Origin of the sequence: Kitasatospora purpeofusca, assembly GCF_036010405.1 — a bacterium.
Taxonomy (GTDB): Bacteria; Actinomycetota; Actinomycetes; order Streptomycetales; family Streptomycetaceae; genus Kitasatospora; species Kitasatospora purpeofusca.
This window is the reverse complement of record NZ_CP108561.1, coordinates 1,392,443-1,405,406: the sequence shown is the minus strand read 5'-3', so window position 1 is coordinate 1,405,406 and position 12,964 is coordinate 1,392,443. Positions and strand designations below refer to the sequence as shown.

Below are 12,964 nucleotides of genomic sequence, written 5' to 3'. Positions count from 1 at the left end.
GCGGGGACGGTCAGACGCCGGCCACGGCCACGGTGTTGACCTGGGGGATCGGGCCGGCCGCGCCGGGGGCCTGGGTGTCCATCCAGCCCGACCAGGCGCCGGCGGCGTAGTCGCCGTTGGCGTTGAGGATCCGGCCGCCGCCGACGCCGAACAGGCGCAGGCTGTTGCCGGTGTAGGTGACGGAGAGCTTGGTCAGCGGCGTGGTCTGACCGGTGATGGCGGAGATGTCGCCCCAGCCGTTCCAGCTGCCGGCCGCGTAGTCGGCGATGGCCTGCTTGACCTTGCCGTCCACCAGCACCAGCAGCTGCTGCTTCGAGCCGACGGCCACGGTGGCCAGACCGGTGACCGTGCCGCTCAGCGGGCCGACCGCGGAGGTGATGTCGCCGTAGGCCCAGACGCCGCGGTTGTAGTCGGCGTCGGCGACGTGGATCCGGCCGTCGGTCCCGACATCGTTGATGTGCATCACGTTGCCGTTGGCGGACGCGGCGATCCGGTTCAGCGCGCCGGTGGGCAGGCCGAGGACGCCCGAGATGTCGCCCCACTGGTTCCAGCGGCCCGCCGCGTAGTCGGCGGTCGCCTCCAGCAGGCGGCCGCCGGCGACCACGACCACGTGCATCGTGCTCCCGGTGGCCGCGACCGTCACCTCGGTCACGCCGGCGGACAGGGGCCCGGCCAGACCCGGGACCTGGAGGTCGTACCAGGGGGTCCACACGCCGGTGGAGAGGTTCCGGTCGGCGGTGTAGACGTGCCCGTTGGCGACCGTCACCGCGTGCAGCTGGCTGCCCATGTAGAGCAGGGCGAAGCTCTGACCGGGGTCGGTCGCGCCCCCGACGGACGGGGTCCCGTGGTACTTCTCCCAGACGCCGCGGGTGTAGTTGGCACCGGCGTTGACCGGTCCGACGGTGGTCTGCGCCAGCAGCTGGACGCGCTGGCCGCCGGTCAGCGTGTCGGTCGACGTGGGCACCAGGTCGACGTCGTCGGCCGAGACGTAGGCGAGCCGGTGGTTGTACCGGATCGGGTAGTAGCGCACGGTGTTGCCGGTGACCCAGGTGCGGTCGTTGGCCGCGCTGCCGTTGACGGTCGGGGCGTAGTAGAAGTCGCCCGCCACCGGGGTGGTGGAGGCCGGGACGTACCGCTGGCCGGCGGGCAGGGTGTAGTCCAGCGCGACGATGTTGGGGTCCGGCGCGGGGACGCCGGCCGCCGGGAAGGCGCTGTACTCCGGGTAGGAGCGGCCGTAGACGGCGATGCTGCCCAGGCCCGCCCTCGGGGTCACCACGAACTGGCCGGGCCGGTTGTCGGCGACGGCGCTGGAGCCCTCGTTCCAGAACCAGGCCTTCCGGCCGTTGTACCAGATCGCGGTCCACGGCCCCTGGATGTCGGCGACCACGTAGCTTCCGCCGGCCACCGCCTTGTCGGTCCAGTCCGAGGCGTTCTGGGTGCCGTTGCCGATCAGCGGGCCGCCGGGGGAGCTGTACAGGTAGACGAAGTTCGCCGGCTGGGCCGGGACGTTGTTGATCACCGGCCGGTAGGCGTCGGAGAACGGCGGCTTGATGGTGATCCGGCCGCCGATCACGAAGCCCTGGTCGGGCGCCGCGCTGCCGCCGACCAGGTCCATGTAGTGGTTCCAGTCCCAGAACGTGCCCGGGTCCCAGTGCATGCCGTTGACGGAGCTCTGGATCGGGCCCGGGACCTCGTCGTGGCCGATGATGTGCTCACGGTCGAGCGGGATGCCGAACCGGTCGGCCAGGTAGCGGCTCAGGGTCGCGGAGGACTGGTAGAGCTGCTCCGAGTACCAGCTGGCCCCGTTCAGCGCGTAGCCCTCGTGCTCGATGCCCACGCTGTGCATGTTGAGGGTCTTGTTGCCGGCGTGCCAGGCGACGTTCTTGTTCGCCACCATCTGGGTGACGAGTCCGTCGCTGGAGCGCAGCAGGTAGTGCGCGCTCGCCAGGGTGGCCGGGTTCTGGAACGTCGCCAGCGAGCCCGCGTAGCCGCCCTCGGTGTCGTGGATGACGATGTAGTCGATCTCCGCGCCGGAGCGGTTGGCGATCGAGTAGTTGCCGAAGTCGTTGACGTCGGCGCTGTTCTGCGCGTAGGCGGCGGGCCGGAAGTCGCAGCTCAGGGTGGACGGGCACTCGATCGGGTCGGCGGCCGTGGCCGAGGGCGCGGCCGGGGGTGCGGCCGGGGCGGCGAGCGAGCCGCTCGGGGCGTCCTGGGCCGAGGGCTGCTGCCCGGGCCGGCCGACCCCGCGGTCGACCGCCGGGCTGTGCGCGGCGGCCGTCGGGTCGGGGGCGAGCGTCAGCCGCTGGCCGTCGGTGGTGGTCCGGGTCGCGCCGGCACCGAGGGTGCCGAACACCCGGTCCGCGAATTCCCGCCCCTCGGTGGAGCCCTGCTCCGCCGAACCGCCGTTGCTGAAGCCGACCACCGCTCCGTACCAGGCGGCCGGGTCACCGGACTGCGGGGCCTTCGCCCGGCGCTGCTGCTCGGCGAGGAGCGCGGCGCCGCCGCGGATGCTCTGCAGGGTGCTCTCGCGGAGCTCCGCCGCGGGGCGGCCGATCAGCCCGGCCGCGGCGTCCAGGGTGTGCAGCGCGGGGCTGTCGACCGGGGGCGCCGGGGCGGGGACCGCCCGCGCCGAGGCCGACGGGGTGCCCTCGCCGCGCTGGTCCACCTCGGGCTCGGCGGTGGCCTGGGCCGCCGCGACCGCCGCCAGGTCGACCTGGGTGAGGCCCATGACGTTGTAGTTGCCGGTGGTGCTCGGGCGGCCCTGGTGCGACTCCCAGCGGGTCTGCTGGTAGGAGACGGCCAGGAGGATGCTCTCGGGCACCTTGAATTCCTCGGCGGCCGCGGCGAACTGGGCCTGCAGCCCGGATGCCGGTGCGGCCGGCGCCGCCGTGGCGTACGTGGCACCGCTCACCGCCGTGCTGAGCGCGGCGGCCGCGGCCACCGCGGCGACGGCCGCACGGAGCGGTGTGCGTGGCCTCGGACTCGGTATACGGGATCGTTCGGTCAACGGTCTCTCCCCCAACTTCACTGTTCGACCGGATCGGATCGGATCGATGGTGAACGTATCAGCGGGGACCGACAGGGGGGCGCGCGGGGCGGGCGGTGGGACGTCGGTTTTCACCCGGTTCCCCGAGCGGTCCGGCCCGGCCTCCCGGGCGGAGGGCGCCGACCGGGGGGCCGAGGGAGTGACGGAGCGTCATCGGCGCGCCGTCGGTGGCCTCTTCGTCCCCGGTGCGGACCCGGGGGGCACCGCCCCGACCTGCCGGAGCCCTCCCGGACCCTCCCGGACCCGACGGCCGACCGCCGCGACCGGTGACGGCCGCGGCGTTCTCGCAGCCAGCCAGACATGTTGATGTCTGAGTGAGAGCGGAATGTCCCGATAGCCCGCCACACGGGGTAGTCCCACCAGCCAATGGAAGCGTTGTACGAGCGGCTGGCCGAGGCGGCGAGCGGGCTGTCGGCGGACGGTGCGATCCGGATCGTGACCCAGTACGAGCCGGTGGCCGGCGTGGGGCGCCGGTGGCGCCGCCGACAGTGAAGCTCAAGGAGTCCGACGGTCCGGGCCAGTTGTTCGAGGACCGGTGGGTCGGCGGGCAGCGAACGAGGGTGGTGCTGCTGGACCAGCGGCAGTCGCAGGCGAACCGCTGTGAGACGGCCCTGCTGGAGGCCGTCGACCTGGGGGAGGCGGTGGTGCCGCATCTGGCGCTGCACGTGACCGCGGAAGGCCGGGAGCTTCGGACGACGAACCTGGATGCGCCGCACCGTTCCCGCGATGCCTACTTCCGGGACGCGTTGGACGAGGCCGGTGTGAAGTTCGACGAGACGGACACGGGTCGGGCGCTGCGTGACGCGGGAACGGGGGACGTGAGGGCCTTCTTGGAGTCGGTGCCGTCGGACCTGGTGTTCGGCATCCGGGACTCGCACCGCAAGCGCCGCGTGCAGCTGAAGGTGCCGCGTACCTACACCTCCGAGATGGTGGGCCTGTATCCGCTGTCCGGGAAGAGGGCGGCGGGGCGCTTCGACAAGTGGAACTTCCCCGGTGACAACGTGGAGCTGGCCGCCGACGGCTGAAGGCCGGTCGAGGGCACCGGGAAGAAGGGCAAGGGGAAGACGCTCAAGGCGTCGGCGGTCGGGCACGGCATGATCCCGCCGGTCGAGGGCCTGGGTGGGGTGACGGTGCAGGCGATCGAGCGCTCCTTCCGCTTGGAGGGCATCGGCGAGGCGGAAGGCGAGTAGCGTGTCATGCCTTTCCACATCTCGGTGGAGTTGCTGGAGCCGCTCTACCAGGCGACCGCGATGGACGGCGAGCAGGCCGAGTGGCCGCCCCACCCGGCCCGCCTGTTCTGCGCGCTGGTCGCGCACGCAGACCTCGACGACGCCGCGCACCGGATGGCGCTGACCTGGCTGGAGGCCCAGGAGTCACCCGTGGTCACGGTGCCGGCCAGGCCGATGGAGGCGGAGCACCCGCGCGCAGCGTGGGTGGTGACCAACATCGTGGAACCGGGAAAGGTGACCCACGGCCTGTTGCCGGGACGCACCGCCGGCGGCGGGGAGTAGCCGAAGGGCTCGCGGCCGATCCGGGTCCCCTACCGCGGCTATCTGGCCTGGCTGGAGGAGGCGTTCGAGGACCAGCGGTCGTCCTGGAGCCAGTCGCTCACCCACCACTATCTCGACCCCGAGCACGATGACCGGCCCGAAACGCCGGTAGCGGACAGTCCGTTCGGTGACCTGCTGACGTTCTCGTTCGCCCCGGGCGTGGCGCTGGACCCGCGGTGGAGGTGTCGGTGAGCCGGAGCACGGTGCTGCGGCTGGTCGAGGAGTTTCCCGATCCACAGCCGCCGGCCCCGCGAGTGGTGGGCGTCGACGAGTACGCGACGCGCAGGGGTCGCGCCTACGGGACGGTGCTGGTCGACGCCGAGACTCGCCGGCCGGTGGATCTGCTGCCCGACCGGGAGGCATCGAGCCTGGCGGCCTGGCTGGCCCAGCGGCCGGGCGTCGAGGTGCACGCCCTGCTGGCCGCGGGCCACAGCCGACGCGCCGTCCAACGGCAGCTCGGCATGACCTACCGCACGGTCAAGACTCTGGCCGAGGCTACGAACCCGGAGGATCTCTTCCAAGGCCAGTGGCAGAACCGGCCGTCTGTCCTTGACGACTGCAAGCCCTATCGCGACGACCGCTGGAGCGAGGGCTGCACCAACGCTTGGAAGCTCTGGGAGGAGATCGCCCCGCTCGGCTACAAGGGCAGCTACCAGCGCGTCCGGGCCTACATCCGGCTCGAACGCACCTCGCCGCAGCCGGTGACCGCCCCGCCGCCATCGCCCCGCACCGTCGCCGGCTGGATCCTCCGACGGCCCACGGCACTGTTCGAGGCCGAGCAGGTCCAGCTCAAGACCGTCCTGGCCCACTGCCCCGAGCTCGACGCCCTGACCCGGCACGTCCGCTCCTTCGCCGTCATGCTCACCGAGCGCCAGGGCGAGCTTCTCCCTGATTGGCTCGACGCGGTCCGCCAGGACGACCTTCCCAGCCTCCGAGGACAGGGACCGCGTGGCCGTCGGCCGTGATGCTCCCAGGTCAGCCGTGCGCGGTGGCCGGGGCCCCGGCGCCGGTACGGGTGGTCAGGTCAGTTGGCTGGACGGTGTGCGAGGTGGCCGGAGGGCTGGTGACGCAGGCGGTCGCGCAGGCGGAGGAGTTCCGTGCGGAGGGCGGCGAGTTCGTCGGGGGTGTAGCTGCCGGGGGCGGTGGGCCAGTGGGTGCGGAGTGCGGTGAGCGCGGTCGGTGTGAGACGGGTGATGCCAGTGGGGTCGACCATCACACCGTCGAGTTCGGCGCGTCGGAGGTTCCAGTCGAGGGCTTCTCGGTGGGTGAGGCCGGGGGGCAGCCGGAGTTCGACGGTGCGGTGATGGACGGTGACGGGGTAGCCACCGGGCAGCCCGTTGGGCCCCGGGAGATGTCCGGTGTGCGGGGGGCCGGTACCGATGAGGGCGGTGACGGCGGCTGCGGCGGAGCAGTTTCCCGAGGAACTGGCCCGCACCCGGCAGTTGCTCGTGGGTGGCGACGTGCTGTCACCCGCCAGCGCGGCCCGTCTGCTGCCTCACCTGGAGGGCACACGCTTCCTCCACGTCTACGGGCCGACCGAGTGCACCCTCTTCGCGACCTGCAAGCCCATCGAGGCGGCCGACACCGTCCGGCCCACCGTCCCCATCGGCCGCCCGATCGCCAACACCCGGGCCTACGTCCTGGACGAGGACCTCGCACCCCTGCCCGTCGGGGTCCCCGGACAGCTGTGGCTCAGCGGCGACGGCCTGGCCCGCGAGTACCTCAACCGTCCCGAACTCAACCGCGAACGCTTCGTGCCCGACCCCTTCGGGCCGCCGGGAAGCCGCATGTACCGCACCGGCGACCTCGCACGCTGGCTGCCCCACGGCGACCTGGAATTCCTAGGGCGCGGCGACGACCAGGTCAAGATCCGCGGCTACCGCATCGAACTCGGGGAGGTGGACGCGGCCCTAGCCGCGCACTCGGCCGTCCGGGCGGCCGCCACCGTGGTCCGCGACGACGTACCCGGCGGCAAGGCCCTGGTCGCCTACCTGGTGGGCGACCACCGACCCGGCGACACCGACCTCAGGAGCCACCTCGCCTTCCGGCTCCCGGCCCACATGATCCCAGCGGCCTTCGTGTGGCTTGACGAGCTGCCCCTGACCGCGAACGGCAAGGTGGACCGAAGGGCCCTGCCCGCACCGCGGTTCGGCGCCCGCTCCGAGGGCGGGGACGGGCCGCGCACCGAACTGGAGCGGCAAGTCCTCGCCGCAGTCGCCGACACGCTCGGACTGGACGGCGCCGGCGCGGACGATGACTTCTTCGAGCTCGGCGGCAACTCCCTGCTGCTGGTCGACCTGTTCACCCGCCTGGAGAGCCTGGTCCCGCCGGGCGGGCTGAGCCTGGTCGACCTCCTGGAGAACCGCTCGGGCGCCCGGATCGCCGCGCTCATCGAGCGATCGCGAGGCGGCGCGTGACCCCCGCCACGACACCCTGGCTCCTCGGCCGCCCGCAGGACGGCCCGCCCGGCGAGCGCCTGTTCTGCTTCCCGCACGCGGGAAGCGGCGCGAGCGCCTTCCGCCCTTGGGCCGCGAGGCTGCCGGCCGGCATCGGCCTCTTCCCGGTGCAACTGCCGGGTCGGGAGAACCGCGTCGCGGACGCGATGCCGGACACGATGGATGAACTGGCCGAGCAGACCGTCCACGCGCTCGGGCCGCTGCTGCGCGAGCCGTACATCCTCTTCGGGCACAGCTTCGGCGGGCTCCTGGCGTACGCGGTCGCCCGGCGCCTGCACGAGTACGGACGGTCCCTGTCACGGCGGCTGATCATCTCGGGGGCCCGGCCGCCGCACGTCGCCGCCGAGTGCCCGCTGCACACCCTTCCCCACGATGAGTTCCTCGGCCGCGATTCCCGTCGTCGACGACCAGGGGCGCCCGATCGGTGTGGTCTCCGAGGCCGACCTGCTCCGCAAGGAGGCTGTCCTGCCCGATCCGGAGGGCCGCAGCTCGGGCCGCTGGCTGGACGCCGCCGACCGGTCGCGCGCCGAGGCCGAGACTGCCGGCGGGCTGATGACCAGTCCGGCCGTCACCGCGCACGCCTCCTGGTCCGTCCCGGAGGCCGCCCGGGCCATGGACAGGCACAAGGTCAAGCGGCTCCCCGTGGTCGACGAGGTCGGCCGGATGGTCGGCATCGTCAGCCGCAGCGACCTCCTGAAGGTCCATCTGCGCACCGACGAGGACCTCGCCCACCAGGTGAGGTTCGAACTCCTCGCCGTGCTGAAGCCCGAACATGCTTCGGCCGTCGACGTCCGTGCGGAGGAGGGACGGATCACCCTGCGCGGGACGCTGCCCGACGCTTCGGCACTCCCGGTGATGGAACGGTTGGTGCGTGCCGTCCCCGGCGTTGTGGATGCCGACGTCAGGCTCGTCGCACCCGACTGACAGGTCTCCACCCGTCGCCCCCCTGCGGATGGGGCTGGCCCGCTCAGCCGTCCGGGTCGCGGACCGTTCGACATCGCGCCTCGATGGATCGGCGGACCTCGTCGGCGAGTGACCGCAGCCGTTCGGAGACGGCGGGCATCGGGGCCTGCGGGTCGACTATGAGGCGGGCGGCGTCCGGGAGTTCCGCGAGGTCGGCCTCGAACGTGGCGCGGGCTTCGGTGAGTGACCGGGCGGGGCCGGTGCGGCGGCCGTTCGCCATCACGGTCTCCAGCAACGGCCGGGTGCCCGCCGGCGCGGGCTCGTCGGCCAGTGCGACGGTGTCGGCAAATCCGGGCGCGCGGTGGACCTGCTTGGCCCCGGGCGCGGTCACCTTGCCGGTGGAGAGTTTCATCATCGGCCGGCCGTCGTAGGCGACCAGCTTGTAGGCCGCGTCCAGGTACGGCGCGTCGGCGGCCACCCCGACCAGTGTCCCGACGGCGAAGAGATCGATCGGAGCCCCCGTGCGCATCAGCTCCTCCACCGCGTACTCGTCCAGGCCGCCGCTCGCGGTGACCCGCACCTCGGGCAGCCCGGCGGCGTCCAGGATTCGCCGGGCGGAGACAGCGAGGGCCCCGAGGTCTCCGCTGTCGAGGCGTACCGCGCAGCCCTCGTGCAGCCCGAGCTCGTGCAACACCCGGGCGGCGACCGCGACGCCGGCCTCCGTGTCGAAGGTGTCCACCAGAAAGGTCACCGGGCCGGGATGGGCGCGGGCGAAGGCCCGGAACGCCTTGGCCTCGTCGCCGAACGCCTCGATGTACGAGTGTGCCATCGTGCCCACCGCCCGCAGACCGTACCGGCTCGCGGCAGCCACGTTGCTCGTCCCGGCGAAGCCGACCAGCGCACCCAACCGGGCCGCCTGCTCGGCCGCCGACACGCCATGCGCGCGGCGCAACGAGAAGTCCACCACCGGCCGACCGGCCGCCGCGATCACGCACCGCGCCGCCTTGGACGCCACCGCCGTCTGGTGGCACACCTGGTTGAGCAGGAACGACTCCACCAGCTGCGCCTCGGGCAGCGGCGCTGTCACCTCCAGAATGGGCTCGCCGGCGAGCACGATCCGCCCTTCGGGCACGGCCCGTACCTGGCCGGTGAAGCGCAGTCCGAGTAGCGGCTCCAAGGCCCGGTACGGCCGGCCGAGGGCGGCGGCGAAGGCGGCGACGTCCTCCTCGTCCACCCGCAGCTCGGCGAGGAAGTCCAGTACCGGCTCCAGGCCCGCGGCCACCAGGAAGCCCCGGCCTGGCGGGAGCTTGCGCACGAACAGGTCGAACGTCGCCGGAGCGGTCATCTGCTCCCGCAGGTACGAGTGCGCCATCGTCACCTCGTACAGATCGGTGACCCGTGCTGTCGACATCGGTTCAACCTCCCGCTGCCAGGGTCGTGGACTGCGGCGTGATCGTGCCCACCGGTTCGAGTCCACTACCGGCGACTCTGCCGTCACCGTGACCGCGGCGATGCCTCCCGCCGAAGCGCCGACCCGTGCGACCCGTCCGTGCGGGGTGATTGCCCGGGTGCTCCGATCTCACGAAGCGGACACCTCGGGCCGCCCCTTCCCTGCCCGTGGTCGCCCGTGGATGATGGGGGCCCTGTTTCGAGTACGAAGTGAAGGCCGGTAGACCATGAGTGGCCACGTCCATGTGCGGCTCCGCAAGGGGCTCGGTGTGAACAACGACGGCGAGCTGGTGGAGCAGTTCCACTGCCGCTGCGGTGAGGAGTGGACGAAGACGCACCCGGTTGAGGAAGGTCAGTCCGACCAGTGAGTCGACCTCGCGGGCCCGGTTCATGCGGGCTTTCGGCGGTCAGTTCGGCGTGTCGCGGACGACCACGACCGGGCAGGGGGCGTGCTGAACGCAGTACTGCCCGACGGAGCCCAGCAAGGCGCCTTCGAAGCCGCCGAGCCCGCGATGGCCGACGACGAGCAGGGACGCCTGCTCCTTGGCGGCGGACAGCAGGACCCAGGCCGGTGTGCCCTCCCCGACTCTTAGCCGGATGTCGATTGGCGGCGCAGAGCCCACCACCTTCTCGACGTTCTCGGCCAGCACCCTGCGCGCGACCTCCGCCAGGTGCGCCTCCTCACCGACCGGTACCGCGCTGCCCCACCCGGAGAACGGCGGCTCCCAGGCCATCACCGCCTCCACCACGCAGTGGGTGAGCTCGGCGTGCCGCACGGCCCAGCGCAGAGCCCGTCGGGACTGCTCCGAGCCGTCCACCCCGACGACGATCTTTCCCGCGAGGGCCGGTTCCTCAGCCATTGCCTCGTCCTTCCGATCGGCCGACATCGACTTCCGACCAGGCGGCCGCTCCACACGGGCGCATGCCGTCGGGTTATCGGGGGCGGACCCGCCGAGGGCCTGTGACGGTATCGCCGAGCAACGCCCCGCTTTCCTGCAGGATCCTTCTCCCACGGCGGGTTCGCACGCGGGCCCGGAGGGTCCGCCCGGATGTCGCGCCCGGGTGGACCGGTCGGCCCTGCCCTCCGTGGCCGCCGCGACGGACGATGGGCGCGGAGGCTCGAATGCACCAGATGATCACGCTGAGGCGCTTTTCCACCCGGCATCCGACGGGCCGGGCCACACCCGGGCCGCCGCGCGAGCCGCCGAAGCCCGCACCCACCCCTCCACCCGCCTGGCGGCGCTGGCTGGTGCCCACGGCGGTCGCGATCACCCTGCTGCTCATCCTGCTGTCCCGCAGCCCGTCCGGCAGCGGCACCCACTACAGCTACAGCGACTTCGTCGGGAAGGTGGACGCGGGCCAGGTCCGGACGGTCGAGATCACCGACAAGGGGGCGATCACCGGCGAACTCAAGGACGGAACCAAGTTCAGCACCCAGATCCCGACCGTCCTGAACAGCAGTGCACTCACCGCCCAGCTGCAGTTCCAGCACGTGGACATCACCGCCAAGCAGAGCAGTAGTGGCAGCTCGTTCTTCTCGGTCCTGCTGGCCGTTCTGCCGTTGATCCTCATCGCGGGGTTGTTCCTCCGGTCCGGCCGAATGGCAAGCCGGGCCATGACGGGAGGTCTCGGTGCGATCGGCCGCTCCCGTACGAAGATCATCGAGGCCGAGCGCCCGGGCACCCGGTTCGCCGACGTCGCCGGCTACGCAGGCGTCAAGCAGGAGGTCAGCGAGGTTGTCGACTTCCTGCGCAGCCCTGAGCGATACGCCGTCGCCGGTGCCAAGGGGCCGCGCGGTGTGATCATGGTCGGGCCGCCCGGCACCGGCAAGACACTGCTCGCCCGTGCCGTCGCAGGGGAGGCCGAGGTGCCGTTCCTTTCGGTGACCGGCTCGGCCTTCGTCGAGATGTTCGTCGGTGTCGGCGCCTCCCGGGTGCGAGATCTGTTCGACGAGGCACGCAAACGGGCTCCGTCGATCATCTTCATCGACGAGATCGACGCGGTCGGCGGCCGACGCGGTGGCGGTGCGAGGCTGGGTGGCAACGACGAGCGCGAGCAGACCCTCAACCAGCTGCTCGCCGAGATGGACGGCTTCGACCAGTCCACCGGAATCGTCGTGCTCGCAGCCACCAACCGTCCGGACGCGTTGGACCCGGCGCTGCTGCGGCCCGGCCGCTTCGACCGCCAGGTCACCGTGCCGCTGCCAAACCAGAGCGAACGATCCGCCATCCTCGTCGTCCACGTGCGGGGCAAGACCCTGGCTCCCGACGTGGACCTGGACCGTGTCGCCCGCGGCACTCCCGGCTTCTCCGGCGCGGACCTCGCCAACCTCGTCAACGAGGCCGCCATCAACGCGGTCCGGGCCTCCCGGGCGACCATCACCGCCCGGGACCTGGACACCGCCCGTGACCGGGTGCTGCTCGGCCGCCGCGAGTCCTCCAACGCCCTGCTCCCCGAAGAACGCCGCTCGGTCGCGGTGCACGAGTCGGGGCACGCCCTGATGGCCGCGCTGTGCGAGCACGCCGACCCGGTCGCCAAGGTCACCATCCTCCCGGCCGGCATGACCCTCGGCGCGACCGAGCAGCTGCCCGAGGCCGAGCGGCACCTGTACAGCGAGAGCTACCTCACCGACCTGCTGACCGTGCAGCTCGGCGGCCGGGCGGCCGAACTGGTCGTCTTCGGCGAGGGTTCCACCGGCGCGGCCAACGACCTGGCCAACGCCACCCAGATCGCCACCCGGATGGTCCGCGAGTTCGGCCTGTCCGCCGAGCTCGGCCCGGTCGGATACGCCACCACAACCCCGCAGCATCTCGACCCCGGTCCGGAGGACATGCTGCGCAGGCCCTACTCCGAGTCGACCCAGCGCACCGTGGACGAGGAAGTCGCCCGGCTGCTCCGGCAGGCCGAAGCACGGGCGGTCGACCTGCTGCGCGGCCACCGACGGCAGTTGGACGAGCTCGCAGCGCTGCTCGTGGAGGAGGAGACGGTGGACGGCACGGTCGTCCTCGGCATCCTGCGCCAGCAGCGGAAGAAGCTGTAGTCCGCCGCACGCAGACCGGTCGGGCACAGCGCGCGGGCTGGTCGGCGGCTGTCGACGGGTGTGGTGTCGCGCCTCTTCGAGGAGCGGGTCGTGGATGTCGCCGAATGCGGGCGAGCGACCCGGGGACTCCGGGCCGGTACCGCGCCGGCGGGGAAGGGCCGGCCGGTCGTGGCACAGCAATCCGCGGTCGAGCCGCTGGGTGATCACGGACACCTGGTTCGAGCCCGTGCCGGCGAGGAGGCGATCGAGTCCCGGTCCCGGACGAACGAGGAGATCGTCCGGCAGCTGCACGTCCCACCGGAACAGGAGCGGCGGGTCGTGGAGACGGCGTGTTACGACTACTACCTGGAACGGCTCGGGCAGCGCCTCGCGTCGTCGCACATGTGGGAGGCCGTGTGCTGTCGGAGGGCCGGGTCGGCCGGTTGTGCCGTGCCATCTGCGGAGAGACGGTGGAGGTACCGCTGATGCTGTGAGTGCCGGTGATCCAGCGGCGAGTTTTCGCGTCACGGCCGTCCTGGCC

At 72.2% G+C, this 12,964-nt stretch carries 12 protein-coding genes and 1 pseudogene; 9 read left to right on the top strand and 4 right to left on the bottom strand.

The features are described 5' to 3' along the window. Positions 1 to 10: 10 nt before the first annotated feature. Positions 11 to 2,941, bottom strand: coding sequence for an N-acetylmuramoyl-L-alanine amidase (locus OG715_RS06155; RefSeq protein WP_266276668.1), 2,931 nt, complete (start codon positions 2,939 to 2,941; stop codon positions 11 to 13). A 471-nt stretch (positions 2,942 to 3,412) separates the two neighbouring features. Between OG715_RS06155 and OG715_RS06150 the strand changes: the two genes are divergently transcribed. From OG715_RS06150 to OG715_RS06135, 4 genes are all read left to right on the top strand, one after another. After that, complete coding sequence (locus OG715_RS06150) at positions 3,413 to 3,538, top strand: hypothetical protein (RefSeq protein WP_266276670.1); 126 nt, start codon at positions 3,413 to 3,415, stop codon at positions 3,536 to 3,538. Beyond that, positions 3,520 to 4,071 carry a type I-G CRISPR-associated RAMP protein Csb1/Cas7g gene (cas7g, locus tag OG715_RS06145; protein WP_327064121.1) on the top strand — a complete coding sequence of 184 codons (552 nt, stop codon included), beginning with the start codon at positions 3,520 to 3,522 and terminating at the stop codon, positions 4,069 to 4,071. The genes OG715_RS06150 and cas7g overlap by 19 nt, the downstream gene beginning before the upstream one ends. Before the next feature lie 171 nt (positions 4,072 to 4,242). Continuing rightward, positions 4,243 to 4,557 carry a type I-G CRISPR-associated protein Csb2 gene (csb2, locus tag OG715_RS06140; RefSeq protein WP_266276672.1) on the top strand — a complete coding sequence of 105 codons (315 nt, stop codon included), beginning with the start codon at positions 4,243 to 4,245 and terminating at the stop codon, positions 4,555 to 4,557. 227 nt (positions 4,558 to 4,784) lie between these two features. Beyond that, a complete protein-coding gene (locus OG715_RS06135) occupies positions 4,785 to 5,561 on the top strand; it encodes a transposase (RefSeq protein WP_266276674.1) in 777 nt (258 codons plus the stop codon). A gap of 59 nt (positions 5,562 to 5,620) precedes the next feature. Here OG715_RS06135 and OG715_RS06130 read toward each other — a convergent pair whose 3' ends face one another. Further along, positions 5,621 to 6,031, bottom strand: coding sequence for a hypothetical protein (locus tag OG715_RS06130; RefSeq protein ID WP_266276676.1), 411 nt, complete (start codon positions 6,029 to 6,031; stop codon positions 5,621 to 5,623). A gap of 25 nt (positions 6,032 to 6,056) precedes the next feature. On the opposite strand from OG715_RS06130, the gene OG715_RS06125 reads away from it, so the two are divergent. The 3 genes and pseudogenes from OG715_RS06125 to OG715_RS06120 all read left to right on the top strand — a co-directional run bounded on the left by OG715_RS06125 (position 6,057) and on the right by OG715_RS06120 (position 7,976). Further along, positions 6,057 to 7,013 (top strand): non-ribosomal peptide synthetase, encoded by a 957-nt coding sequence (locus OG715_RS06125; protein ID WP_266276678.1) that lies wholly within the window; start codon positions 6,057 to 6,059, stop codon positions 7,011 to 7,013. Next, positions 7,010 to 7,390 (top strand): annotated as a pseudogene (locus OG715_RS42360) (thioesterase II family protein); the annotation flags it as partial. The gene OG715_RS06125 and the pseudogene OG715_RS42360, both read left to right, overlap by 4 nt. Before the next feature lie 34 nt (positions 7,391 to 7,424). Then, positions 7,425 to 7,976, top strand: a complete 552-nt coding sequence (locus OG715_RS06120) for a CBS domain-containing protein (protein ID WP_266276680.1) — start codon at positions 7,425 to 7,427, stop codon at positions 7,974 to 7,976. Between the two features lie 43 nt (positions 7,977 to 8,019). Here OG715_RS06120 and OG715_RS06115 read toward each other — a convergent pair whose 3' ends face one another. Then, positions 8,020 to 9,366 carry a nicotinate phosphoribosyltransferase gene (locus OG715_RS06115; RefSeq protein WP_266276682.1) on the bottom strand — a complete coding sequence of 449 codons (1,347 nt, stop codon included), beginning with the start codon at positions 9,364 to 9,366 and terminating at the stop codon, positions 8,020 to 8,022. Between the two features lie 265 nt (positions 9,367 to 9,631). Between OG715_RS06115 and OG715_RS06110 the strand changes: the two genes are divergently transcribed. After that, complete coding sequence (locus tag OG715_RS06110; protein ID WP_266276684.1) at positions 9,632 to 9,772, top strand: hypothetical protein; 141 nt, start codon at positions 9,632 to 9,634, stop codon at positions 9,770 to 9,772. 39 nt (positions 9,773 to 9,811) lie between these two features. On the opposite strand, the gene OG715_RS06105 is transcribed toward OG715_RS06110, so the two are convergent. Further along, positions 9,812 to 10,264 (bottom strand): universal stress protein, encoded by a 453-nt coding sequence (locus tag OG715_RS06105; RefSeq protein WP_266276686.1) that lies wholly within the window; start codon positions 10,262 to 10,264, stop codon positions 9,812 to 9,814. Positions 10,265 to 10,536: 272 nt separating this feature from the next. Here OG715_RS06105 and ftsH point away from each other — a divergent pair, with 272 nt between their 5' ends. Beyond that, on the top strand, positions 10,537 to 12,444 hold the full coding sequence (gene ftsH / locus OG715_RS06100; protein ID WP_266276687.1) for an ATP-dependent zinc metalloprotease FtsH: 1,908 nt from the start codon (positions 10,537 to 10,539) through the stop codon (positions 12,442 to 12,444). The last annotated feature ends 520 nt before the right edge of the window (positions 12,445 to 12,964 follow it).